Origin of the sequence: Roseofilum halophilum BLCC-M91 (genome assembly GCF_030068445.1) — a bacterium.
GTDB classification, from domain to species: Bacteria; Cyanobacteriota; Cyanobacteriia; order Cyanobacteriales; family Desertifilaceae; genus Roseofilum; species Roseofilum halophilum.
Genome location: NZ_JAQPOK010000109.1, coordinates 26,870 through 50,904 on the forward strand (window position 1 = coordinate 26,870; position 24,035 = coordinate 50,904).

At 47.2% G+C, this 24,035-nt stretch carries 22 protein-coding genes; 10 read left to right on the forward strand and 12 right to left on the reverse strand.

All coding sequences use genetic code 11. The annotated features are described in order from the left end of the window. Nucleotides 1–5: 5 nt before the first annotated feature. From PJF56_RS14740 to PJF56_RS14755, 4 genes are all read right to left on the reverse strand, one after another. Nucleotides 6–1,724 carry a SulP family inorganic anion transporter gene (locus tag PJF56_RS14740; RefSeq protein ID WP_283763444.1) on the reverse strand — a complete coding sequence of 573 codons (1,719 nt, stop codon included), beginning with the start codon at nt 1,722–1,724 and terminating at the stop codon, nt 6–8. Between the two features lie 255 nt (nt 1,725–1,979). After that, nucleotides 1,980–3,206, reverse strand: a complete 1,227-nt coding sequence (locus PJF56_RS14745) for an HhoA/HhoB/HtrA family serine endopeptidase (RefSeq protein WP_283763445.1) — start codon at nt 3,204–3,206, stop codon at nt 1,980–1,982. Between the two features lie 184 nt (nt 3,207–3,390). Further along, complete coding sequence (locus PJF56_RS14750) at nt 3,391–4,296, reverse strand: M48 family metallopeptidase (RefSeq protein WP_283763446.1); 906 nt, start codon at nt 4,294–4,296, stop codon at nt 3,391–3,393. Between the two features lie 127 nt (nt 4,297–4,423). Continuing rightward, the gene (locus PJF56_RS14755) at nt 4,424–4,660 is read right to left on the reverse strand and encodes a hypothetical protein (RefSeq protein WP_283763447.1); all 237 of its coding nucleotides are present in this window, start codon (nt 4,658–4,660) and stop codon (nt 4,424–4,426) included. 211 nt (nt 4,661–4,871) lie between these two features. On the opposite strand from PJF56_RS14755, the gene PJF56_RS14760 reads away from it, so the two are divergent. Then, on the forward strand, nt 4,872–5,978 hold the full coding sequence (locus tag PJF56_RS14760) for an o-succinylbenzoate synthase (protein WP_283763448.1): 1,107 nt from the start codon (nt 4,872–4,874) through the stop codon (nt 5,976–5,978). Nucleotides 5,979–6,015: 37 nt separating this feature from the next. Here the strand turns inward: PJF56_RS14760 and PJF56_RS14765 are convergent, their stop codons facing one another. Further along, on the reverse strand, nt 6,016–7,182 hold the full coding sequence (locus PJF56_RS14765; RefSeq protein ID WP_283763449.1) for a cysteine desulfurase family protein: 1,167 nt from the start codon (nt 7,180–7,182) through the stop codon (nt 6,016–6,018). Between the two features lie 195 nt (nt 7,183–7,377). Here PJF56_RS14765 and PJF56_RS14770 point away from each other — a divergent pair, with 195 nt between their 5' ends. Then, complete coding sequence (locus tag PJF56_RS14770) at nt 7,378–8,835, forward strand: efflux RND transporter periplasmic adaptor subunit (RefSeq protein WP_283763450.1); 1,458 nt, start codon at nt 7,378–7,380, stop codon at nt 8,833–8,835. On the opposite strand, the gene PJF56_RS14775 is transcribed toward PJF56_RS14770, so the two are convergent. Beyond that, a complete protein-coding gene (locus tag PJF56_RS14775) occupies nt 8,822–9,430 on the reverse strand; it encodes a DUF3611 family protein (RefSeq protein WP_283763451.1) in 609 nt (202 codons plus the stop codon). The two genes, PJF56_RS14770 and PJF56_RS14775, sit on opposite strands and share 14 nt — an antisense overlap. 138 nt (nt 9,431–9,568) lie before the next feature. On the opposite strand from PJF56_RS14775, the gene PJF56_RS14780 reads away from it, so the two are divergent. Then, nucleotides 9,569–10,573: an adenylate/guanylate cyclase domain-containing protein gene (locus PJF56_RS14780; RefSeq protein WP_283763452.1), complete on the forward strand. Its 1,005-nt coding sequence runs from the start codon at nt 9,569–9,571 to the stop codon at nt 10,571–10,573. A 95-nt stretch (nt 10,574–10,668) separates the two neighbouring features. Further along, a complete protein-coding gene (gene psbU / locus PJF56_RS14785) occupies nt 10,669–11,088 on the forward strand; it encodes a photosystem II complex extrinsic protein PsbU (protein ID WP_283763453.1) in 420 nt (139 codons plus the stop codon). A gap of 956 nt (nt 11,089–12,044) precedes the next feature. Here the strand turns inward: psbU and PJF56_RS14790 are convergent. From PJF56_RS14790 to btpA, 5 genes are all read right to left on the reverse strand, one after another. Next, nucleotides 12,045–14,207 carry a CHASE2 domain-containing protein gene (locus tag PJF56_RS14790; RefSeq protein ID WP_283763454.1) on the reverse strand — a complete coding sequence of 721 codons (2,163 nt, stop codon included), beginning with the start codon at nt 14,205–14,207 and terminating at the stop codon, nt 12,045–12,047. Nucleotides 14,208–14,309: 102 nt separating this feature from the next. Next, nucleotides 14,310–14,507, reverse strand: a complete 198-nt coding sequence (locus PJF56_RS14795; protein ID WP_283763455.1) for a hypothetical protein — start codon at nt 14,505–14,507, stop codon at nt 14,310–14,312. 93 nt (nt 14,508–14,600) lie between these two features. Continuing rightward, nucleotides 14,601–15,509, reverse strand: coding sequence for a vitamin K epoxide reductase family protein (locus PJF56_RS14800; protein ID WP_283763456.1), 909 nt, complete (start codon nt 15,507–15,509; stop codon nt 14,601–14,603). Between the two features lie 110 nt (nt 15,510–15,619). After that, nucleotides 15,620–16,111, reverse strand: coding sequence for a hypothetical protein (locus PJF56_RS14805; RefSeq protein ID WP_283763457.1), 492 nt, complete (start codon nt 16,109–16,111; stop codon nt 15,620–15,622). 83 nt (nt 16,112–16,194) lie between these two features. After that, complete coding sequence (btpA, locus tag PJF56_RS14810; protein ID WP_283763458.1) at nt 16,195–17,004, reverse strand: photosystem I biogenesis protein BtpA; 810 nt, start codon at nt 17,002–17,004, stop codon at nt 16,195–16,197. Nucleotides 17,005–17,243: 239 nt separating this feature from the next. Between btpA and ruvA the strand changes: the two genes are divergently transcribed. The 6 genes from ruvA to nadA all read left to right on the forward strand — a co-directional run bounded on the left by ruvA (nt 17,244) and on the right by nadA (nt 21,841). Further along, a complete protein-coding gene (ruvA, locus tag PJF56_RS14815) occupies nt 17,244–17,870 on the forward strand; it encodes a Holliday junction branch migration protein RuvA (protein WP_283763459.1) in 627 nt (208 codons plus the stop codon). Nucleotides 17,871–17,895: 25 nt separating this feature from the next. Beyond that, entirely contained in the window at nt 17,896–18,804 is a 909-nt protein-coding gene (locus tag PJF56_RS14820) for a sulfotransferase family protein (protein ID WP_283763460.1), read from the forward strand. 95 nt (nt 18,805–18,899) lie between these two features. Next, nucleotides 18,900–19,169, forward strand: coding sequence for a 30S ribosomal protein S15 (gene rpsO / locus PJF56_RS14825; RefSeq protein WP_283763461.1), 270 nt, complete (start codon nt 18,900–18,902; stop codon nt 19,167–19,169). Nucleotides 19,170–19,179: 10 nt separating this feature from the next. Then, nucleotides 19,180–19,662, forward strand: a complete 483-nt coding sequence (locus tag PJF56_RS14830) for a PAM68 family protein (RefSeq protein ID WP_283763462.1) — start codon at nt 19,180–19,182, stop codon at nt 19,660–19,662. 38 nt (nt 19,663–19,700) lie between these two features. Then, nucleotides 19,701–20,759 (forward strand): 3-deoxy-7-phosphoheptulonate synthase, encoded by a 1,059-nt coding sequence (gene aroF, locus PJF56_RS14835; protein ID WP_283763463.1) that lies wholly within the window; start codon nt 19,701–19,703, stop codon nt 20,757–20,759. Between the two features lie 119 nt (nt 20,760–20,878). Further along, nucleotides 20,879–21,841, forward strand: coding sequence for a quinolinate synthase NadA (nadA, locus tag PJF56_RS14840; RefSeq protein ID WP_283763464.1), 963 nt, complete (start codon nt 20,879–20,881; stop codon nt 21,839–21,841). A gap of 6 nt (nt 21,842–21,847) precedes the next feature. Here the strand turns inward: nadA and PJF56_RS14845 are convergent, their stop codons facing one another. Then, nucleotides 21,848–23,563: a hypothetical protein gene (locus PJF56_RS14845; RefSeq protein WP_283763465.1), complete on the reverse strand. Its 1,716-nt coding sequence runs from the start codon at nt 23,561–23,563 to the stop codon at nt 21,848–21,850. Nucleotides 23,564–24,035 lie beyond the last annotated feature (472 nt).

Sequence of the window (24,035 nt, forward strand, 5' to 3'; positions counted from 1 at the left end):
ATCCTCTAGGACAAGTTGATATTTTCGTTAATTCTCTCACCTACACTTGAACTAGCAATCACTTCGTGAAGCTGTAATTGCTCGAGTAAATCCATTGCTTGTTCGAGAGCTTCTCTACGGGTTTGGGCTTGATGTTCAGGTGGAATTCGATCCAATAACTTCAAGCGTTGCAGGCGTTGTTTTACATCTCCCGTCGCGCCTACGACAAACACCCAACGGCGCTGATTCAAAGCCTCATTGACCATATTTTCGATCGCCAAAGAAGCGGTAACCCCCAACAACGGCACATCTTCTAGATCCAAAATCAACACATCATAGTCTTCTACCATTCCCATCCGTTGAGAAATGGACTTAGCCGCCCCAAAACTCATCGGCCCTCCCAAACGTAATAGCAGAATGTGGCCCCTTGCTTGCTGTAATAATTGCCGCTCCCACGCCGTTAAAGGCAAATGATGATCTTCATGATGTCCGGTCGTGGCTTGCACATCCTGTTGTTGGAGATCGCTTAACTTTTTCACCGTTAACAGATTGGCCACAAATACTCCGACTGCTACCGCCGTAATCAGATCGACAAACACGGTCAGAAACAGCACAATATACATTAAACCTGTGGCTTTAACGGATAATTTATGGGCCCGTTTAAGAAAACTCCAATCAATAATATCGATGCCCACCTTAATTAAAATCCCTGCCAATACCGTATGGGGAATGGTTGCTGTTAAGGGCCCTGCACCAAACAAAATCACCATTAACACCAACCCATGGACAATGCCAGAAAGGGGCGTTTTTCCTCCTGCTTGCACATTAATCACTGTTCGCATGGTAGCTCCAGCACCGGGTAAACCCCCCAGAAATCCAGAGACCATGTTACCAATCCCTTGACCGATTAATTCGCGATCGGAGTCATGTTCAGTGCGGGTAATATTATCGGCCACCAAAGAAGTCAGTAGAGAATCAATCGATCCCAGTGTGGCTAAAATCAAACTATAGCCCACCATATCCTTTAAGTCCTGCAAGCGAAACTGGGGAAAATGGAGGCTAGGTAGTCCGCTCGGAATTTCGCCAATACGAGGAATCTGAGTTCCTTCTGGGAAAAAGAGGGACACTGAGGTACATACAATTAAGGCCAGTAAGGGAGAGGGAATGACTCGATTAACTCGCTTCGGAGTTAAAAATACGATCGCCAAGGTGAGTAAGCCTAACCCTGTGGCTTCTGGATCGGCATTTTGGAAGAAATACCTAAAGTTTTCCACTGCTTCAATCACGTTGGCTGAATTGGGATGACCCAATAGGGGGCCGACTTCAATCAGGATAATGATTACCCCAATACCAGACATGAAGCCAGAGATCACCGTGTAGGGAATCAAGGTGATATATTGCCCTAGTTTCAGCGCTCCAAACAGGATTTGTAAGGCTCCACCGAGCATAATTACGGTAAAGCTCATGGCTAGACCGGTTTCTGGATATTTGGCAATCAGTGCTGTAAATACACTGGCCATGACTACGGTCATTGGCCCTGTGGGGCCAGAAATTTGTGAGGGAGTTCCCCCAAATAGGGCTGCCAACAGGCCGATGCAAACTGCACCATAGAGACCGGCGATCGCCCCTGCACCAGAGGAGACCCCAAAGGCTAGAGCTAGGGGAAGGGCCACAATGGCGGCCGTAACCCCGCCAAAGAGGTCACCTCGCAGGTTTTTAAACGTAATCTGATTAATCAGTTGCATAGCAAGTTAGAGGAAACGGGGTGATGGGTAATGGGTAATGGGTAATGGGTAATGGGTAATGGGTAATGGGTAATGGGTAATGGGTAATGGGTAATAGTAACCAGTTTCAGTTATACAGAAAGTTTGCTTTTCTATGAGTGAATTATGAGCATCAGAAGCGATCGATCTCCATTAAATAAACATTAAAAATACCCCCAATAAGTAAATACTTTGGGGGATATGTTAATAGATATTTGATCCTAGACCATTTAAAAATTACTGAGCTGGAAAGACTCCTGGACGAACGGTTAACGGTAAGGACTGGTCACCGCGACGAATTAAGACCTTCAAAGGACTGCCCACCTGGGTATTTTGTACTGCTTCTTGAATCTCTATGGCTTCTTTCATCGGTTTGCCATCAATTTCGGTAATCACATCTCCAGCTCGGAGTCCAGCTTGGGCCGCTGGAGATTGGGGCATCACTTGCACAATTAAAACGCCCTGCTCTGCGGAGAGATTAAAGCCACTGTTGGGGTTTTGATTAATGTCTTTTTGCAGCTCTGGCGTTAGGGTGACCATCTGAATGCCGAGGAACGGATGCTCTACTTGGCCTTTAGTGACCAATTGATCGGCAATGTTTTGGGCGGTATTGATGGGAATGGAAAAGCCTAAACCTTGGGCCCCTTGAATAATGGCGGTATTGATGCCAATCACTTCCCCTTTTTGGTTGAGTAGGGGGCCGCCGGAATTACCAGGGTTAATGGCTGCATCGGTTTGAATAAAGCTGACTCGTTTATCGGGAATTCCGACTTGGGCGCTAGAGCGACCGGTGGCGCTGATAATGCCTACGGTAACGGTGTTGTCTAAACCGAGGGGGTTGCCAATGGCGATCGCCCATTCACCCGGTTGTAAGGTATCGGAATTGCCCAATTTCACCGTGGGTAGATTTTCCCCGTCAATCTTAACTACCGCCACATCGGTTACTGGATCTGTGCCTAAAACTTTCCCTTCTAAGGTGCGGCCATCTTTCAGGGTCACGTCTACGGTATCTGTACCCTCAATCACATGGGCATTGGTTAAAATCACACCCTCTTGATTAATGATAAATCCAGAACCCGATCCCTTCACTTCTCGCTCTTGGGGCATGGGGGCAGCACCGCCAAAGAAGCGCCGGAAAAAGGGATCGTTGAATACATCCGGTACTTGTTGAGTAACAATTCGGGAAGCATCAATGCGAACGACAGCCGGCCCCACATTTTGCACCACTTGACTGACAAAACTCCCTTCACTGGGGGAGACTAGGGGCGCAGTTGGAGTTGAAGGGATGGCAGGGATGGTATTAGAAGCTTGTTGAGTCGCAGGAGATGAATGGGGCGATCGCGATAAAACCTGAGTCCCCGCTAAGGTCAGGGTACTGCCAAAGAGCATCAAGGTGATATAGATGAGGGGTTGTTTCCAGGGGGCTGGAGTTGCGGTTTGATCGGATGGATGGGAATTGGTCATGGGTCACACTCTGGCGATATCAGGTTAAGTCAAGGCTGACTGTTTAGATTCATATTATCTGTTATTAGATTAGCGATTTTCTCAGTTGATTGGCTGTTTCGGTTAACCGCACTGGGGGCGCTATGTGCTGGTAATGGGTAATGGGTAATCGGTAATGGGATGGGGAGATCCTTAACCTATAGGGCTATAGGGGCCAAAAGCCTTCATCGGTTTCATCGGATGAAGAGTTATCGCCGCTTCCGCCATTCAAGGCAGCAATTTGACGTTCATAGGTATTGGGATCGAGTCCGTCACCGATGGTGGCAAATTCTGGGTCGATCGCCTGTTCTAGAGCTTGAATGCGATCGCTGGTATGGGGATGGGTGCTTAGAAAAGTGGGAACAGAGCGCGATCGCAGCAATTTTTTCATAAAGTCTATCATGCCAATTTGGGCATAGCCGGCCGCTGTCATCATGTTTAGTCCCACTCGATCGGCTTCATATTCGGCTTCCCTAGAGTGGGGTAAACGTAGGGCAATTTCTACGCCTATTTGCACAATTTGGCTTTCATCGACTCCCGCAGCAGTGGCTAACCCATTGGTTAAAGCCATGCGGCGCATCTGGTTAATGGCATGACGTTCGGCAATGTGGGCAATTTCATGGCCGACGACGCTGGCGAGTTCGGCTTCGTTTTCGGCTTCTTTAATCAGTCCGGTGTGGATATAAACAAAGCCGCCCAGGGTAGCAAAGGCATTTACGGAATCATCGTCAATGACTTGGAACGTATACTGATAATTGGATGTGGGGGGACGATAACTTTCTTGCGCTAATCGTTGACCAATGCGATCGATATAATCAGTTAACTCTGGCTCGTCATAGATTTGGACTTCCTGGCTAATCAGTTGCTGGTTTATTTGTTTACCTAGGGCCATTTCTTGGCGATCGCCTAAACTGGCCAGTTGCACATATTGAATCACATCTGGCAAAATATCCCAAATCGAAAATCCTTGGCTCACTTGGGGAGTGCCCACCCAAAGTCCGAGGGCAACCCACAGGGAAATTATGGGATAGATCCATCGCCGAAACCGCGATCGCTTCATAAGGTTTAACATGATGCTCATTCATCGTCACACAAATCGAGTTGACGCACCTAGAGCCTTAAAAGTTGCTTCAGCTTCTAACGGTTTTCCGCTCTGCCGCGCCTTCATCTCCGCGAAGCCCAAACGCTATCTGAGGGATTCAGCGCTCTGAGTTCAGTTCTAAAGCCTGTTCTACAGGAGAAACAATCCCCAAGACTAAGAATAAGGCTCCCACCGTGGTTACTCCCAATAGGAGCAGAAAAATTAGGCTTTTGAACCATCCCAACCCGTCGCGATCAACAGAATCTATTGTCTCTACGGCCTTTTGTTCAGCTTGCAGCTCTGGTACACCCGCAGAAACTACAGGTGTAGGGGTGAAATAGGATAATTCTCTCATGGCAGTTCTACCCAAACTAAAGGGAATAAAATAATGAATGATGCGTTTTATTCCTGACTAACTGATTGTTATTAACTCTTTTATCTTATGGTAACACTTTCTGGAAAAATTTTCCATCAGGATTTACACTCATTCGATAAAAACATTTTTTTATTGATCTAGAATCTCAGGAAAAAAGATATTATATCTATAATAACAATACTATTTAGATATGGGGATCAATTTTCACAATTCTCAAAATAAGGCTCGATATCAGGTAAGGATCGAACCGTATAGCCGTCGGTTTAAGCAGCCCTTGCAGACCCATCATGGACTGTGGCGCGATCGCCAAGGAATTTGGATTCAGTTGTGCCCCATGGCAGCATCGGAGGCTGGAGAGTGTGGCTGGGGAGAAATTGCCCCCTTACCGGAGTTTGGTTCAGAAAACTTAACAGAAGCCTTACACTTTTGTCAGTCCTTGAGGGGTGAGATTTCCCCTGAAGAGATTAACTCAATTCCGGATGATTTACCAGCATGTCAGTTTGGTTTTGAGTCAGCCTTAATGGATCTGCATCCTTTAGAAAATCCGCCCCATTTAATGAACATTTGTGGATTATTACCTACAGGAAAAGCCGCCCTCGACCCCAAATTACCGATTTGGAATCAGGGCTATGCAACTTTGAAATGGAAAATAGCGGTAACGGAGATTTCCCAAGAATTGGCCCTGTTTCAAGACCTCCTATGGATGCTCCCAGAAGGGGTAAAGTTGCGCCTCGATGCTAATGGGGGACTGACGGAGGCTGAGGCCCATCAATGGTTACAAGCGTGCGAACATCAGCCGGTGGAATTTTTGGAGCAACCCCTAGGGAGATCTGAGTTTGAGGCTATGTTAGCCCTCTCTCACGAGTATGAAACCCCTTTAGCTTTGGATGAGTCGATCGCCACCTGGCAACAGTTCCTACAGGTTTATCATAGGGGATGGCCAAGCATCATGGTGATTAAACCGGCAATTTTTGGCTTTCCTTCTCGGTTAATCGAATTTTGCCACGCTCATCCGGTGGATATAGTTCTCTCGTCTGTCTTTGAAACGGCGATCGCCCGGAAAATGCTCTTCAGATTAGCCACAACGCTCCCCAACCTAGATCGTGCCCTGGGATTGGGAACCGATCGCTGGTTCGAGGATGGGGGAATGGGGGAATGGGGGAATGGGGGAATGGGGGAATGGGGGGACACGGGGAGATGGAGACGCGGGGACGCGGGGACGCGGGGACACGGGGAGATGGAGACGCGGGGACGCGGGGACGCGGGGACGCGGGGAGATGGAGACGCAAAGAAATGACCTATTGCCTATTGCCTATTGCCTATTGCCTATTGCCTCAAATCTTGACCAAGCGTTCAGAGTCTGATCGCAACCGTTGCAGAATCTGTTTTAACACCATTGCTGTCCAATCCACATCTGCTGCTGTGGTTTGTTTGCCCAACGTAAAGCGAATACCGCCGATCGCCTCGCGATCGGAATATCCCATGGCGCTTAAAATTGGACTCGGAGAGAGTTTCCCACTATGACAAGCCGAACCTGCGCTAATACCAATTCCCGCTAAATTCAGTTGCCGCACCAAGGTTTTCCCTGTAATTTCCTGGGTATCTTGCCAACACAAACTTACATGATGGGGCAAACGATGCCAGCGATCGCCCGTCGGAACCAAGCCTTCAATATCGACTAATTGCTCAAACAGGCGATCGCGCAACCGTCTTAAACGCAGTATTTCCTCCGGTAATTCTTCACTTGCTAACTCCGCAGCCACCCCAAAACCGGCGATCGCCACCGTTGCCTCCGTTCCCGAACGTAATCTCCGCTCCTGTCCTCCTCCCCCAATCAACGGATGCAACTCCACTCCCGGACGCACATACAACGCCCCCGCTCCTTGAGGCCCATAAATCTTATGACTCGACAACGACAGCAAATCAATCGGCAAACTGTCCACATCTAAGGGCAACCGTCCCGCCACCTGTACCGCATCCGTATGAAACAGAATCCCATGGGCTTGAGCAATTTTGCCCAACCTCTCAATCGGCTGTAGGGTTCCCACCTCACTTTGACCATAGATAATCGAAATCAACACCGTATCGGCACAAATCGCCGCCTCTAAATCGGCTGGATTTACCCGTCCCTGGCGATTCACCGGTAAACGAGTCACCCTCCATCCCTGTTGCTCTAAAAATTGGGCCGGTTGAGCAACAGCCGAATGCTCCACACTAGAAATAATCAAATGTTGCGGTTGACGATATTGCCGAGCAACTCCCATCAGGGCTAAATTATCCGCCTCCGTTCCCCCAGAAGTAAAAATAATCGACTCGCTAGAGGTCGCTCCGATTAAACCCGCCACCTGCATTCTGGCTAATTCTAATACCGTCGCCGCCCGTTGCCCCCAACTGTGTAAACTCGACGGATTACCCCATTGATGGAGCAAAGTATCCTGCATAGCAGCGATCGCCTCTGGGCGCGTCGGGGTGGTAGCACTATAATCCAGATAAATTTGCATAGGTGGGGTTTAGTCGCATTGGGATCTCCTCTTTTCAGCTTAGTATGGTTTGACCTCTGTGTGTCAATTGGCATCTTCGACTAGAGATTAGATACACTAAGCAAGGCGATCGCCATACAGGACTCCGGCCATCGAAGTCCCAAAATTTAGGCGACAGGGAGCATTATCGCCAATTAATCTACCCATGCTTAGACAATGATGGAAATTTTGGCTAAACAACAGCACAAACAGGGAATTCGGTGGTTGATGGGATCGGGGGCGATCGCCGCCATTTCTGTTTTTAGCCTTCTGGGTTATACCTGGATGGCTCAACGTAGCCCTGCACCCGTAAAAGTGACCACAACGGCAATCGAGTTAGAGTCAGTAAAGACGACCATTAATGAAAGTGGGATCTTAGAATTGGCCGATCAGCAAACCCTGAAAGCCCCCAATGATAGTACCGTCGAGCAAGTGTTAGTGACGGTGGGTCAACGGGTACAGGCTGGAGAAGAGGTGATTCGTCTACGCAATCCCGAACGGGAAACTCGCCTGCAAGAGCAACTGACTCAGATCGAAGAAACCATGGTTCAATTGGCTCACGATCAACAGAGGGTACAAACAGCCCAAGAGAAATTAGGGACAGCCCAAAAACAGTTTCAGATTGATACCTTGGAATTGGAAGAAAAACAGTTAAGACTAGAGCGTTCGCAGCAAGAGGTACAGGAAAAACAAGCTAATCTAGAGGATGCCCAGGAAGAGTTAGAGAATATACTGGAATTAGAAGAGAAGGGATTTATTTCTGGGGATCAATTGCGAAGCCAGCGCCAAGAGGTGCGAAATGCCGAAATTGCGGTACGCGATGCCCAATTAAGGGTAGAAACAGAAACATTAAGCTTAGAACGGGATAGATTACAAAAATCGAATCAACAGCAAGCGGCGATCGCTAATGCCACTTCTGAGCTGCAAAATGCCCAACTCAATGTCAACAGGACGCAACTGCAACTGCAACGGCAAGAGCTAGAACTACGCAAAATTGAACAAGAACTGCAAGATACTCTGATTATCGCTCCCATTGATGGGATGATTTTAGGGGTGAATGTGAATAATGGTGAGGGGGTTGCACGGGGACACGAGTTATTGACCCTTGGAGACCCCAACCAGGAATATGTACGGCTGAGTTTATCGACCCTGAATGCGGCGAAAGTGCGCTTGAATCAACTGGCTCGGATTACGATTATTGGCCCCGATTCTCCGGTGTATGAGGGTCAAGTGGTGTCCTTATCTCCCCAGGCAAAGTCTGCTTCAGAAACGGAAGGGAGTGGACTGGCTACGGTTTCGGCGATCGTTCAACTCCATCAGCCCACAGGAACCTTGATTCCCGGAAGTCAGGTGAATGTAGAAATTATCCTTGAGCAACGTCAAGATGTGGTAGGAGTTAGTTTAGAAGCCCTACAAAGGTCAGGCAAAACCACCTTTGTTTGGGTCAAAGATGAGCAGGGGTTAGCCCAAAAACAAGAGATTACTTTAGGCTTAGAGGGGTTGGACTCCGTTGAAGTGCTTTCGGGATTAGAACTAGGAGATCGAGTGATTATACCGACTCCCGGCCTGAATTTGGAACCGGGAATGCCCTTAGAACAGGCATCCAGTTCAGAGGAGCCACTTAAGAATCGGTGAGGGCGGTATGTTGAAGCACTCGATATAGTAGCCACAGCGTGACCATTAAACCAACCAGTTCGGCGGCGATCGTATTGATCATCGCTTGCAGGGCAATCATATTCATCGGCACAACGATCGAGCCAGGATTAACCACGGCTGCTCCTGGAACAGGCGTATAAATCGTTGAGGCTCCAGGGGGTAAGGATAACATCCGAAATAATAGGGTTCCAACTTGCCAAAGAGCCACAATCAAGGCACAGCTCATGCCACACAAATTCACCAAAATGCCAATCCATAAGCTACGCCTAATTTCTGCCTTGGAAGGGCGAGTGTCTAGATTTCTGAGCCGATCGGACAGTTGAGTATAATGAAAACACCAATAAATCGTAAAAATTAAGGTTAATAAACATCCATAGGCTAAAATTGTCCCAAGCCAAGCATTTCCGGCTTGTGAAGCGTTTGGCTTATTGTCAAATAACAAGACAAACAGCAAAATCAGAATGGGGATAATGCCTAAACCGAGTTGCACCCAAAAGCCAATCCACCCCCATCGATGGAACGACTTGGCAATTTGGTGGACGTTAAGATTAGGGCTGGGTATCGGATCAAACATAAATTAGGGAATTTAGGGGTTATGATCGATAGTGTACAGGGAAGAGGAAGATAAGGAGTATGGCATCTCTTGTTTTAGAGAATTGGTTTATCCTAAAAACAACTATGTCAGGATGCATCTAGGGACATCATAACTGTAATGAGGCAGTCCACAGTGAGCTTAAATACTCATCCTTATCTTGTCCTTAAAACCCAGTCATCAATTCGCCATTTTTCGTTAACGGGGAATCAGTGTTGGACACTTGGACGAACTCAGGACAATACGGTGGTATTGCCTGACCCGTGGATTTCGCGAAACCATGCCATGATTCAACATACAGACACGGGATCGGTTTACCTGATCGATCTGGGAAGTCGTAATGGAACGTTTGTCAATGGCCGTCGGGTGAATGTGCCGGTTACTCTACAGGATGGGGATCATTTAATGTTTGGCCAAACGGAGGCCCACTTTCACGATCCTTCGGCTGCTCCAGAAGCGACTTTAGATTTGGAAGAGACGGAGGATAATTCCCATGTGACGGCTGCTTTGCATGTGCGGCGGTTGATTTCGGTGATGGTGGTGGATATTCGCAATTTTACCGGTCTGACTCAACAGATGGATGATGTGACCTTATCGACGATGATGGGGAATTGGTTTCGGAATGTGGGCAAGATTCTCCGCAAGTATGATAGTTGGGTGGATAAGTATATTGGGGATGCGGTGATGGCGGTTTGGTTCCATGGAACGGAGGGGGTGAATCACACGGAGGTGATGAAAATTCTCTATGCTCTCAATCAATTGCATCAGATGACCGACGAGTTGGCTCAAGAGTATCCTTTACCGTCACCGATGCGGATTGGGGCTGGGGTAAATACGGGCTATGCCATGGTGGGAAATACGGGAAGTGGCGATCGCCCCGATTATACGGCTTTGGGCGATACGGTGAATGCGGCTTTCCGGCTAGAATCTTGTACGAAGCAAATTCAGAAGGATATTGCTCTAGGTAAAACAACTTATCAATATCTATTTAGCGTGGGAACGAATCCGACGTTGTTTGAAAAACATATGGTGCAACTGAAAGGGTATGAACATCCGGCGGTGACCTATGGCTGTTCCTTTCGCCAACTCCAGGCATTTTTGCTTAAATCGGCTAAATTTCACTGATGCATGGCATCAATGGGCCAAATCAGTTCCATAATAGGAAGGATGGCTGTGTCATGGTTTAGTAATAACTGATTAACAAAGGAGGAATGATACCCATGAAACGATTGCTGTGCCTATTCTCTGCTTTCGTGATTTTGATTGCCACTCTGATGACCCTGAATACAGCGCCTGCTACGGCTGGGTCTTGGCAGGTTTTGAGTGGACAGCCGATCTTGGCCGAGGTGGATGTCCGCAATAAGGCAGATGATAAACTGGCAGAAATTGGCGATCGCATTGATTTGAATAACTCGAGTGTCCGCTCCTTTCTAGATCTGAAAGGGTTTTATCCAGTCTTGGCCACCAAAATTGTCAACAATGGCCCTTATGAGAAGGTTGAAGATGTTCTGAACATTCCTGGACTGAGCGATCGCCAAAAAGCTAGACTTGAAGCCAACTTGGATCAGTTCACCGTTACTGAACCCACAGAAGCGTTTGTCTATGGACAAAATAATGTGAACAATGGTAACTATGACTAGACCCAATTCGTGAAACGGACGGTTAGGGATCATCTCAGATGATTCTCATTCAGACTCCGGCTCAGTTTTAAGTTAAAGTTAAGTTAAAGTTTTGTATCCCAGTCCCTTACTCTATTCATGGAAAGAGACTGGGATTTTTCTCGCCTTTTTTTGTGGTGGACTGATAGAGAAGGTGTTATACTGAAGGGGATGGATAAGTTATCGAACTTCACAACAATTAAAAACGCCCATAATCGTGAATTATCTGTTACCGAAGCTACTGAATTATCAAACCCCCCTGAGCTACAGTGGGTCGTTATGGAGTTCATCTCTCCGTCGATCGGGTTTGATGGGGTTACAACTCACTCAGTTTGCGTTCACTCTAAATCCGGACATAGAAGAAAGTCGGGTTAACTTATCCTCTGACCCTTTTTGTTTTGGGTTCGTGAATATTGACGATCCGTTGAGGGTCTAAACCTCTTTTAGATTTTAGATCGCCTTAGCGACCTCCAGTATCTCCAGTTCGGTCAGGAGACCCGTTATCAGGAGGTTCGTACCCCTTGAGCAGTTGGATTACATTTTGATGGATTGGGTCAACCCTCTCAAGAGAGGTGTGGGCCCAACTTGGTTGCGAACAAGTGGCGATCGCTAATGCTCCAGCGAATAGGATTGCTGTGTGTTTTTCAAGTCTTAACTGTGTTCCCATACCCAATAGCCCTAGTCAACGCGAGACTTACTTTCCATTATACCGGCAATTTTACTGGCAGTTTTACCCAATTTAACAATTATTGTTCATTCGTCAATTCTGGAGGTTCCGTAGATATACGGTTTCATTTTCAGAGGTTTCACGATACTGCCCAGTACCGCCTTCCAGCAATTAGCCTGGAAAATTACGGAGCCTTGTTCTTCTATTCTTACTGCGAAATATTAAAACCGGAAGAAAAAGAGCGGAATTTATAAAGATTTCATAAAGTCCCCTACTGAGGACAAGAAGCCAGGAGATAGCGATTCTTCCCCTGTAGTTTGGCTTGGTACATGGCTTGATCCGCCGATTTGATCAGTGCTTCAAGAGTTTTGCCATCTTGAGGATAGACACTAATCCCCAAACTTAGCGTAATCTTAAGATCCTCTCCGTTCAGCATCAGGGGTTGAGTAACAGCCAAGATGATTTTTTCGGCGACTCGAATGGCTATGGATGGATTGGGAATTTGAGGTAACAGCACCGTAAATTCATCTCCTCCGAGTCGAGCAACGGTATCGCTACCGCGCAAACAATGGGTGAGCCGTTGAGCAACTTCCTTAATCACCAGATCTCCCATATCATGGCCAAACGTATCGTTAATCTGCTTAAAGCCGTCTAAATCGAGGAAGAAAGTGGCCAGCATGGTTTCATTGGCTTGGGCATAAACGAGAGCTTCTTGCAGTTTTTCTTCAAACAACTTGCGATTGGCTAAACCGGTGAGTACATCATGATTGGCCATATGTCGCATCTGGTCTTCTGAGAGTTTCAGTTCCGCATTGTGACGTTTGAGATCTTCGGCTAACCGTTGCAGTTCAGCTTCCCGTTCTTTTTGCTGGGTAATATCTCGGATCACACCCACCAAAAATAAATTCCCCCCAGCATCCTGATGAAGCGATCGCTTGGTCTCGATGACTCGGTGAATTCCCCCAGCATCCGTAAATTCTTCTTCTTGCTGGGTGCTTTCCTGAGTCAGAAACAAGCTCTCATCTTGTTGCCAAAATTGTTCGGCTTCTTCAGTAGCAAACAAATCATAATCCGATTTGTCCATTAACATTTCTAAAGGATAGCCCACTAACCGGGAGTAGGCTTGGTTTAAGACAATCCACCGATGATTTTGATCTTTAACAAAAATCGGATCGGGAATGCTGTTAATAATGCCCTGGAGTAATTCTGTAGAGCGTTTGAATTCTCCTTCTTGATGGGCAAAGTGAATTAAAATCATCAGGGCCGAGCCAGTAAATCCGAATATAGGAGGAATGAGGGGAAACCACCAGCGAGAGATAAACAGGACATAGCTGGTCAGGCCTAGACTTCCTAGGGTAATTCCTGAACTGACCATTAACTGGGAGGGGTCTCTTAACTTCCAAGCCAGAATAGAGCCTAATGCTGACCAGGCGAAAATCCACAGAGCTTCAATGGGATCGGGTAAGGTTTTGATCGGAGTTTGTTCCCCAGTGGCCAGATCTAAAATAAAGCTAATGAAATTGGCTTGAGCTTCGACACCGGGAACCTCATCGGGATTACTGTAGGGAATCGGTACAAAGTCTTTGAGGCTAACTGCGGTTGAGCCAATTAAAACAATGCGATCGCGAAATAAATTGGGGTCAACCCCTCCATTCAAAACCTCAGAAACAGAAACCGTGGTGAAGGTATCGCGAGGGCCGCGAAAATCCGCTAAAAAAGGGTATCCACTGGCATCTGCATTCACATAGGCTCCATCATTAGGCTCAAAGGGATAGAAGACTCTTTTGCCTAATTGTAAGTAGTCGGGATTGACAGATGCGGGTTCTTCTTCAATGTCGAACTGGTCTAGGTACTTCAGAGCGAGTTGTAGGGCAAAGCTTTTGTGAAGGGTGTCTGTATGTACATAGAGTAACCCTCGACGCACTGTCCCATCCACATCTAAGAGAACATTATTAAACCCAACTTGGGTTTTAGGATCTAAGGCTGGAGGGGGGGGAATATTCGGTACGGTTTTATCGGCAACCCGCTCAATCCCTACTAGGTTAGGCAATTCTTTCATCACCTGTTGTAATTGTTCGTAACCGGGATTGACGGGTAAATCTCGATATAAATCTAATCCAATGGCTTGAGGTTGGTTCTGGGCAATTGTTTCTAGGAGAGTCGCCAAGGTGCGATCGGGGATCGGCCATCCTAGGTTTTGTAAGTCTGGTTCATCAATACCGACAATCACAATCCGGTCATCTTTGGGTAAGGAAGGTCGAAGACGAACCAGGCTATCAAAGGCCATGAGTTCGATCGCCTGTAAGAGACCGAAAAATCGTAGCGTCAGAATTACTAGAGTAATTCCGGAAGCGGTAAAAACAACTCGATGTCGATCGGAAAAGCGTCGGGTGAGCCGATGCCAAAAAGCCTGTATGGAAGTTGGATATGACACGGATCGGGTTTTGGGTTAGGAGAAAGGAGAGTAACCACAGAAAGAGGATGACATATCCTGTTCTTGTTCTTGATCGGAAAAAATAGATGCACAGAACTACAGTCAAAAAATCGGAGTGCAAAATTTTTCACAGAAGGGGGTGAGGGTCATTTTGACTGATGAATGGGCGTTTACCTTCTCCAGGGATAGGTTTTGATCGAAGTCTTGATGTAAGAGTTGATCGAGATGAGCGATCGCACTGAAACCCATCGTTAAGGCGATCGCTTGCACAAAAACCCATCCCTTGAATTGTAAACCCATGATCCTCGCCCCTCGCAACACTATCGTATTCTGTTATATGGGCTTTTGCATTGTAAGACTGTGATGGTTTACCGATGGGTTGAGTGATTTGCATCACTGTTGCCCAAAGTCACTCGGGCCCTGATAATCGGATAATTCGGCTAATTCGTTGAGCGATCGCACTCCGGCATAGATTTGACCGTTTATTTCCCAACTGGGAAAGGCTTGAATTCCAGCCGCTTTGCACTGTTCGACTTGGGAATTCACCCCATCGGCAGCACATTCAACATAATCGAGTTTAGCGGCTGCTTCTTTGCCCAACAATTGTTTTTGTTCATGGCAGTGGGGACACCAATACGCGCCATAGTTTTTGGCTCCAATCTCATTGAGATGGTCAATCAAAGCCAATTCAGCCGGCCCGGAGGTAGTGGTAATGGGGGGAACTGTTCCTGGAGCTGCGGTTGGATTATTCACACTGCCATAGACTCCTAGGGTCGCCACCAGGGTGACCATGGCTACCGTTAATCCGGTCAAGGCTAATTGGCCCATATCTTCCCAATCATGGCCGATCAGGGTGACTACAAATAGGGAGAGGGACAAGAGAGCCGAAAGCACACAGTAGGGACAAAAAGCTCCAATCGTGAAGGCCATGATATACATCAAATAGGCACTCCCCACGACCATTACCGTACTGGTAACGAACATCAGGAAACGAGTCCACTGGTCTAGGGTGGTTCGCACTTCCTTGTTTCGATCGGGATTAATCAATAAGGGGGCGATCGCCAACATCAGCATTCCGGCATAGCCAAAAAAGCCAAACAGGGTCAGAGGCAAGCCAAAAACCGTTGCATAGGCACTGCCCAAGACCTCTTTACAGCCATTGGTTGGGCAAACCGCTTCTGCGCTACCCAAAACCTCAGCCACGGTTAAAAATGCCGTTTCGATCGCCCCAAGAGTGGCGATGGCGGCCGTAATGGGTCGAGACCAACGATGAATCCAGGGACTAGAACGCCTACGCCTCATAGCTTTATTTCTTTATTTAGTAATAAACAATAGGGATATTTCTGATTGCAGCATAAAAATCTTCGGCTTGCCACCTGACAGGGCTTCAGAACCAGCCTATTTTTTGCTTGCTAAAACTCCTGTGAGCCTTGATATCCAGAGACTTCCGCCAACTGCTGTAAGGGCAAATTTCCTTCATATTTTTCCCCATCAATCACCCAAGTTGGATAAGCCCCAATTCCTGCCTGTTGACAGACTTGGGCTTGGGGCGTTGTTCTCCCTTCTGGAGAACATTCGATATAAACCGGCTCTGTTTCTTCCAGCAGGATTTGATTGACCGCTTCTTCCCCAAACCGCTCTTTTTGCAAATGGCAATGGGGACACCAGTAAGCCCCATACATTTTAGCGCCAATGTTCTGAAGATGTTGGGCTAGGGCTAAACTCGCTGGAGTCGAAGCCGTTTCGATGGGCGGACTTTGGGAGGGTGAGACTTGAGCTTGAGCGGGTGTGCTGATGGGGGAAGGATTAAGATTTCCCAGGAAGAATAATCCCCCCGTACCTAATCCTAGCCAGAAGAGGGAAAGGGTCAACCTTTTGGAAATCGATTTTTGGGAAGAGTTCACAGTTTTTCCTCCATTGATAAAGTTTTGATGGCTGTGGCCATGGACTGGGATTCAATCGGGGAAGTTTCCTGAAGGAAGGTTGTTCAGTTCGGGGTTAAACTCCGTTGGGCGGCTTCCACAAACTGGCTCACGCGGTTGGGATCGATGGGTTGTTCTATTTGGCCATGGCGTTTAAGGGTACTGGCAACAATGATGCCATCGGCATGGGGGAGCAGGTTACTGATATTGTGCCAAGACGCTCCACTGCCAATAAATACGGGGGTTTCTGGGGCCAGTTGGCTGGCTAATTTCAGCTCTTCGATATCGGGGGGCGTTCCGGTTGTTGGCCCGGATAGGATTATGGCATCTGCCAAGCCTCGTTCTATGGTGTCTTTAATGGTAGCCGCAAGGGGTTGATGCCCTAGGGGGTGTGCATGTTTGACGAGGACATCGGCTAGAATTTTTACGTCTGTTCCGAGTTCGCGCCGATAGCGTAAGAGTTCGTGCGCTTTGCCTTCGATTAAGCCTTGATCGGTTGCCATTACGCCAGTCAGGACGTTGACGCGAATAAATGCTGAGTCGGTGCAGGAGGCGATCGCCAGGGCACTCTGAGCATCATTTCGCAACACATTCACCCCGATGGGTAAGGTGACTAGGTTTTTGAGGCGATCGATAATCAGGCTCATGGCACTAACCACGGCCGGATCGACCCGATCTTTGGTGAAGGGAGCATCAAAGAAGTTTTCTACCATGATGCCATGGACTCCGCCGGATGCTAGAGCCGTGGCTTCTCGTTCGGCCCTAGCGATGACGGTTTGCAGGTTCGATCCCCACCGCGATGACGTGGGTAGGGGGAGCAGATGAACCACACCAATAATGGGGTTTGAGGTTTGAAAAATCTTAGTTAAGTCCACCCGTTTTCTCTTTCCGGACTCATCAACAACAACTCCCAATGGGCTTCTCCGATCGGGTTACTGCAACAGTTGTAAACGTTATGGGTTAGGAATCGCTCTTTCATAGGTTTAGGCCGGCTCGCAGGAACAGATGGAAGAATAAGCCAAGAGTTGCTTTTTACCTGTGTTGGTAAGACAACACCGTATGATAATACCATAGGCTTGATCTGTGGGATTCAATCACGCAAGGGGATAGCTATATGCTCAGTTATCTGAGGGGAAGGGTTGACCAGGTTCAGAAGCGATCGCCAAATCGCGTCACGCTAGTTTTGGAGGTTCATGGACTCGGTTATGAGATCCAAGTGACTCGTCAATTAGCAGAAGCGGTTTCGGAGCATCAGGAGGGTGAGGTTCAGGTGTTTACTCATTTGATGATTCGGGAGGAGCAACCCCTGTTGTATGGGTTTGCTTCCTCAGCAGAGCGGGATCTGTTTCGCCAGTTGGTGGGAGTCAGTGGTATTGGAGCGCAGTTGGCGATCGCCCTTTTGGATACCCTGGGACTGTCGGATTTGGTTCAGGCGATCGTTACCGGCAACATTAAACAGTTGGTACGCACTCCTGGGGTGGGCACTAAAACGGCCGAACGCATTGCCCTAGAATTAAGAACCAAGTTATCCCAATGGCGCGATACCTCTGGAGTCACTCTACCGGTTTCTAGTACCATTCCTTCTGCTTTACAAGAAGATGTGGAAATGACCCTTCTCGCTTTAGGATATAACCAGGAAGAAATTGCCCAAGCTTTAGGTGCATTAAGTCAGAAACCTAATCTCATGAAAACAGAAGATCCGGAAGATTGGATCAGGGAAGCCATTAGTTGGTTAAGTTGAAATTGATTTTTTAAGAGGTAATTCTATGAATTCATCTGTTAAGTTACCTAATTTTTTGATCATCGGTGTTCAGAAATCAGGCACAACTTCAATCTATCATTATTTAAAAGAACATCCTCAAGTCTACATGAGTCCTCGGAAAGAAACGAATTTTCTGTCTAAAGATCCGAATAAAGACCCCAAAGACAGACCGCCTTTACCCTCCCAGAAGAAACGAATTGATACATTTGAAAAGTATTGTGAGCTATTCCAAGATGTAACGGATGAAATAGCTATTGGTGAAGCGTCTCCCAACTATATGGCTAACTATGAAATCGCAACCCAACAGATTAAGCGTTATATGCCGGATGCCAAGTTAATCGCTATTTTGAGAAATCCAGCCGATCGCGCCTATTCCGATTATCTGATGCATGTTCGCGATGCGATTGGCAAACCGAGAAAATTGTCCGAACAGATCGTTAAAAAAGGCAAGCAATCAGCCACTCTAAAAAAAGGGTTTTATGGAGAACATTTGAGCTATTTTTATGAAAATTTTGATCGGAACCAAATTCAGGTTTTTCTGTATGACGATTTACGCAAGGATTCCCAAGAATTAATGAGAAATATTTATCAATTTATTGGAGTAGATGAAAAGTATCAACCAGATACTTCTAAACGATCGCAAGTGGCTAAATTACCAAAAAACAAAAGCCTAAATCAAATCCTCAATACTCATAACCCCTTGCGAGAAACAACAGCTAAGATTTTAAATAGTCTATTTCCAGCAAGTGTTGTCCAATCCTTTCGCCAAAAGCTAATGGACTTAAACCAATCCCAGGAAAAGATCCCCCCTCTGTCAGATGAAGAACGCCAACAACTGATTGAGTTTTATCGTGAAGATATTCTCAAGTTGCAAGAATTGATTAACCGTGACCTTTCTCATTGGCTCCTGTAGTTGGATGATTCGCTCAAGCGCTTGAGTGAATCTCGAAATTTGTGTTATAGTGTAAAATTGCTGAATTTTGATGGATTACACCAAACGAATACCCTATGAGTCTCACACAAACCCAAAAACATCAAATAATGGCTGAGTACCAGGTTCACGAAACGGACACGGGTTCAGCAGATTTGCAAGTTGCTGTTTTAACTGAACGGATTAACCGTTTAAGCGCGCACTTAAAATCGAATAAGAAGGATTACGCTTCCCAGCGAGGTCTGATGAAAATGATTGGCCAGCGCAAGCGTTTGTTAAGTTATATTAACAAGCAAGACAAGGATCGCTACAAAGCGTTAATTAGTCGTTTGAGTATTCGAGGCTAGAGAATTGCCCATGTCCCCTGAACCAGATCAAAAGGGTGGATCGGCTTCTAAGGAACGGTTGCCTTTTGAGCCGAAAACCAGTCGCAAAAAAAATAGCCCTACCCCTTCATCTTCCTCCCCAAAGGAGCCTAAGTCCTCTAAAGGGTCGAAGAAGCGAACCCCAATTCGTAAAGAAGACCGCGTGATTCCTGATGCAGTGAGTAAGCGGATGATTAGGCGTATGGCTTTGTTGTCTGGTATACCGACTGCCCTAGGTGTGTTAACATTTGCGGCCAGTTATTGGATTTTGACCCAAACGGAGTTCGATTTACCCCATATTGCTGTGGTGTTGGTGAGTATGGGTTTCTTTGGACTGGGTGTCCTCGGTTTAAGTTATGGGGTACTCTCGGCCTCCTGGGATGAAAATCGGGTAGGGACGTTGCTCGGTTGGCAGGACTTTACCCAAAATTTAGGTAGAACGATCGCCGCGTGGCGATCGGTCAAACAAGATTAAGTATTGAAAATAACCTTATCGAATCAGGATAATCAACCATGATTGTAGTAATGAAAAGCGGTACACCAACCGCAGAGATCGACCGAGTGACTGATGAATTGGGCGCTTGGGGCCTGACACCGGAAAAAATTGTCGGCCAGCACAAGGTTGTCATTGGTTTAGTTGGGGATACGGCAGATCTAGACCGGGAAAGAATTCAAGAATTGAGTCCTTGGATTGAATTAGTATTGCGCGTTGAACAACCCTTTAAGCGAGCCAGTCGCGAATATCGCCATGGTCAAGCTTCGGATGTGGTGGTGTCTACGCCTCAAGGGGATGTTCCCTTTGGCGAAAATCATCCTTTGGTGGTGGTTGCCGGCCCTTGTTCGGTAGAGACAGAGGAGATGATTACTGAAACGGCCCTGCGGGTGAAGGCTGCTGGGGCGAAGTTCCTCCGGGGTGGCGCTTATAAACCGAGAACCTCTCCCTATTCCTTCCAAGGCCATGGGGAAAGTGCCCTAGGACTCCTGGCCGCAGCACGGGAAAAGAGCGGCTTGGGAATTATTACGGAAATTATGGATACGGCGGATCTGCCTGCGGTGGCTGAAGTGGCCGATGTGATTCAGATTGGGGCCAGAAATATGCAAAATTTTGCCCTGCTGAAGAAAGTTGGAGCGCAGGATAAGCCGGTTCTACTTAAGCGCGGCATGTCAGCGACAATTCAGGAATGGCTGATGGCGGCTGAGTATATTTTGGCGGAGGGCAATTCCCAGGTGATTTTGTGTGAGCGGGGAATTCGCACGTTTGACCGTAAGTATACTCGTAATACGTTGGATCTGTCGGTGGTTCCGGTGTTGCGGACGCTGACCCATTTGCCGGTGATGATTGACCCGTCCCATGGTACGGGATGGTCTCAGTATGTACCAGCGATGGCGAAAGGGGCGATCGCCGTGGGAGCTGATTCTTTGATGATTGAAGTTCATCCTAACCCCTCGAAAGCCCTCTCGGATGGGCCCCAGTCCCTCACCCCCGATCAGTTCGATCAACTGATGAAGGAATTGGCGGCGATCGGTAAAACGGTCGATCGCTGGTCTATCCCGGAAACAGTCCTCGCCTAAAGCCTTCAGCACCGATCGAGAGATCGAGATTGGGTAGGGTGGTTTTCCATCCTACCCTTTTTAGTGAAATAAACTATAATTAAAAATGAAAGTAATAATAGTTTGGGTTATTATTCACCTTGTTTACTGCCGTCCCCTCCCCCACTCAATTCTCTGAACTTCCTGACGATCTGTTTCAGGCGATCGCCACTCTCAAACAAGACCTCAACGCCATAGTCCTGGCTCACTACTACCAAGACCCGGATATTCAGGACATTGCCGACTATATCGGCGACTCCCTCGGTTTATCTCGCAAAGCCGCCCATACCGATGCAGAAGTCATCGTCTTTGCCGGAGTTCACTTTATGGCCGAAACCGCCAAAATTCTCAACCCCAATAAATTGGTACTTTTACCAGATCTCGATGCCGGTTGCTCCCTAGCCGATAGTTGTCCACCGGATGCCTTCGCCGCATTTAAGGCCCAACATCCCGATCATTTGGTCATTTCCTACATTAACTGCACGGCCGAAATTAAGGCCATGAGCGATATTATCTGTACCAGTTCCAATGCTGTTCACATTGTTGAACAAATTCGTGCCGACCAACCGATCATTTTTGCCCCCGATCGCAACTTGGGGCGCTATGTCATGGAACAAACCGGGCGGGATCTGCTCCTCTGGGATGGCAGTTGCATCGTCCATGAAACCTTTTCCGAAAAGAAAATCGTGCAACTGAAAGTGCAGCACCCCGAAGCCCAAATTATTGCCCATCCCGAATGCGAACCCCCAGTGCTGCGCCATGCCGATCATATCGGTTCCACCACCGCTTTACTCAACTATGCCCAAACCAGTGAGAGTCCCGCCTTTATTGTGGCTACTGAACCGGGAATCATCCATCAAATGCAGAAGGAAGCGCCCCATAAACAGTTTATTCCCGCTCCCCCGATGAATAACTGCGCTTGTAATGAATGTCCCCATATGCGACTCAATACCTTAGAAAAACTCTACTTGGCCATGAAAAACCGGACTCCAGAAATTACTTTACCCGAAGAGATCCGGGTCGCTGCTTTACGCCCTATTCAACGGATGCTGGAGATGACCTAGGGGCTATTACTGTAGATCTCCTCCTGGATTAGACAGCATTTGTTGCCACTCAGGGGCTTCCATTTCTGAAGAGTTGCTTGGGCTTTCTATGGGAGAGGATTCCATGGGAGTCATGTTTATGGGTTCTTCTAGCGGCGCAGAATCAACTAAATTGGGCAGGTCGATCGCCTTTTGCTCTTCTTCTAACTCTTCTGGAGCCTCGACTTCTTCTTCTACAACTTCGGGTTCAAGATCTTGGGGTTCTTGGGTTTCAACTTCTTCCTCTATGGGTTCTGGTTCAGAGGGGGATTGAATGGGTTCTTCTACAATGGAAGGTTCTGGGACAGTTTCTAGAGTCTCTTCTGGTTGTTCTGCTTGATTACCAAAGGGATTAATTGAATCCAAATCGAATTGATTCCATTTGGATTCTAAATCTAACTGATTCCATTTGGATTTTAGGCGATCGCGCCATTGATTCAGATTCAGTTGCTTACGCCATGCTGGAGTCTCACTCACCACTGGTTCAGGTTCCGGTGTAAGTTCTTCTGGTTCGACGGTTTCCATTGGTTCTGACTCTGGATTTTCAGAAACCTCTTCTTCCACTTCCACCATTTCCGGAACTGCGTCTTCCTCTACCTCTGGAGTTTCAGAAACCTCTTCTTCCACTTCCACCGTTTCCGGAACTATTTCTTCCTCTACCTCTGAAGTTTCCGGTAATTCTTCCTCCACTTCAGGTGCTTCTTCTTCTATTTCTAGGAGTTCTTCTACCTCTACCGGTTCTTCCTGCGGTTCTACTTCTTCCGTCTCAGGTGCAGCAGTAGAGGGGGCAATATAGTCTGGATTGACAATTGCTTGGGCAACTTCAGGGCTAATTTCACCCCGAATCAGTTGAGATAGGCGATCGGTGGCTTGAGGATCGTAAGTCACCAAGCGAGCAGTGGTATTGAAAACATTGTTAACCGGGTTACCCAGTTCGTCTAGAATTTCCAGTTTCACCCAGTTTTGGCCTCGGTCAAATCCTTGCAGATAGAGGGGTTCCCATTGATCGAGGATAAATTCTTCACCGTTCACGGATGCCCGAACCCGCCAATCTCGGATGTTGTCGTCTGGATTTTCTTGGGCAACCACATGCAGGGGCGCATTAGTGAGATAGAAGTCTAGGAGGATCGGTTGTGCGCCATATGTACCGATGGGATTGCTATAGGTGAGCAGGGGAAGGTCAGGATTGGGGATTTGGTCTTCAGTTTTTGTAAAGATATGAAACGTGGTTTGTGCGTAAGCGCCTTCATTTTTGAAACTCTCTCCCCAGGGCGTGGTGGCGAATACTCTAAGGGTATGGGTTCCGGGATTTAGATTTGTAAAGGTAACGGGTTGGGAGAGGTCGTCAACATTGCTGTAGGGTTGGTTGTCGAGGATAACTTCTAGGTGAGGGCCCAGGTTTAGGTTGGGGTCTTGATAGATGGGCAGGTCTTGAACGTCAAGTTGGACGGTAAGGGTTGTGTCTTGGAGGGTTTGGTTGGGTTGAGGATTAAGGATGGTGACCTGGGGTTCGTAGGTTTCGAGAAGTGGCCGGAGTTTTTGGATCGCTTCTGGGGGCGATACTTCGGTGATTTTGGGTTCGGCTTGTCGTTTGAGGGGGTTGGAGATCCTGGAGCTAGGATTGGGGAGATCGAGGCGATCGCTTCCCTGGTTCCCACAACCGACCATTCCCAGGGATAGACCCAGCACTAAGATCAGTCCCAACAGGCTTGTTGCGATCCTTTTTCTGATTCGTTGACTCAACACCGACATCCTTCAATCCCTTGCACGTTAAAGTACAGCGCTATTTTATCACCAACCTGGAAAGGTCTAAACGCCAGGTCTTTATTTGTATTGATTTTTGTAAATATTATTGATAGATTATTGACTTTTGTTCTCTTTTTTGAACAAAAAGCCATCTGTGATTGAACCGGAGACTTGATGAAGGCAAATTTGAATTATTGTTAAGTAGCTTCCTCAAACGGGAGACAAGTCCTATAATTCACATTCAGTACACTACTTAAAAACGGTGACCTTCTGGATCTGCCGATCTTCGTGAAACCTTCGGAGCATTGGGGTCTACAGAGAAAGTGCTATCAAAGAGCAGTGTTCTGAGAGAGGACATAACTTTTCCTCAAATTCAGTAACAAAGCTTTACATAGCCCCAAATCTGGAAAAAAAACTCATCTTGAATATC

Coding starts and splice junctions, on each gene's coding strand:
- PJF56_RS14780 (WP_283763452.1), top strand. CDS start 9,569: ATGAGGCAGTCCACAGTGAGCTTAAATACTCATCCTTATCTTGTCCTT.
- PJF56_RS14765 (WP_283763449.1), bottom strand. CDS start 7,182: ATGCAAATTTATCTGGATTATAGTGCTACCACCCCGACGCGCCCAGAG.
- PJF56_RS14800 (WP_283763456.1), bottom strand. CDS start 15,509: ATGAGGCGTAGGCGTTCTAGTCCCTGGATTCATCGTTGGTCTCGACCC.
- PJF56_RS14775 (WP_283763451.1), bottom strand. CDS start 9,430: ATGTTTGATCCGATACCCAGCCCTAATCTTAACGTCCACCAAATTGCC.
- rpsO (WP_283763461.1), top strand. CDS start 18,900: ATGAGTCTCACACAAACCCAAAAACATCAAATAATGGCTGAGTACCAG.
- PJF56_RS14820 (WP_283763460.1), top strand. CDS start 17,896: ATGAATTCATCTGTTAAGTTACCTAATTTTTTGATCATCGGTGTTCAG.
- PJF56_RS14755 (WP_283763447.1), bottom strand. CDS start 4,660: ATGAGAGAATTATCCTATTTCACCCCTACACCTGTAGTTTCTGCGGGT.
- PJF56_RS14830 (WP_283763462.1), top strand. CDS start 19,180: ATGTCCCCTGAACCAGATCAAAAGGGTGGATCGGCTTCTAAGGAACGG.
- PJF56_RS14745 (WP_283763445.1), bottom strand. CDS start 3,206: ATGACCAATTCCCATCCATCCGATCAAACCGCAACTCCAGCCCCCTGG.
- aroF (WP_283763463.1), top strand. CDS start 19,701: ATGATTGTAGTAATGAAAAGCGGTACACCAACCGCAGAGATCGACCGA.
- PJF56_RS14770 (WP_283763450.1), top strand. CDS start 7,378: ATGATGGAAATTTTGGCTAAACAACAGCACAAACAGGGAATTCGGTGG.
- PJF56_RS14795 (WP_283763455.1), bottom strand. CDS start 14,507: ATGGGTTTACAATTCAAGGGATGGGTTTTTGTGCAAGCGATCGCCTTA.
- PJF56_RS14760 (WP_283763448.1), top strand. CDS start 4,872: ATGGGGATCAATTTTCACAATTCTCAAAATAAGGCTCGATATCAGGTA.
- ruvA (WP_283763459.1), top strand. CDS start 17,244: ATGCTCAGTTATCTGAGGGGAAGGGTTGACCAGGTTCAGAAGCGATCG.
- PJF56_RS14740 (WP_283763444.1), bottom strand. CDS start 1,724: ATGCAACTGATTAATCAGATTACGTTTAAAAACCTGCGAGGTGACCTC.
- psbU (WP_283763453.1), top strand. CDS start 10,669: ATGAAACGATTGCTGTGCCTATTCTCTGCTTTCGTGATTTTGATTGCC.
- PJF56_RS14750 (WP_283763446.1), bottom strand. CDS start 4,296: ATGTTAAACCTTATGAAGCGATCGCGGTTTCGGCGATGGATCTATCCC.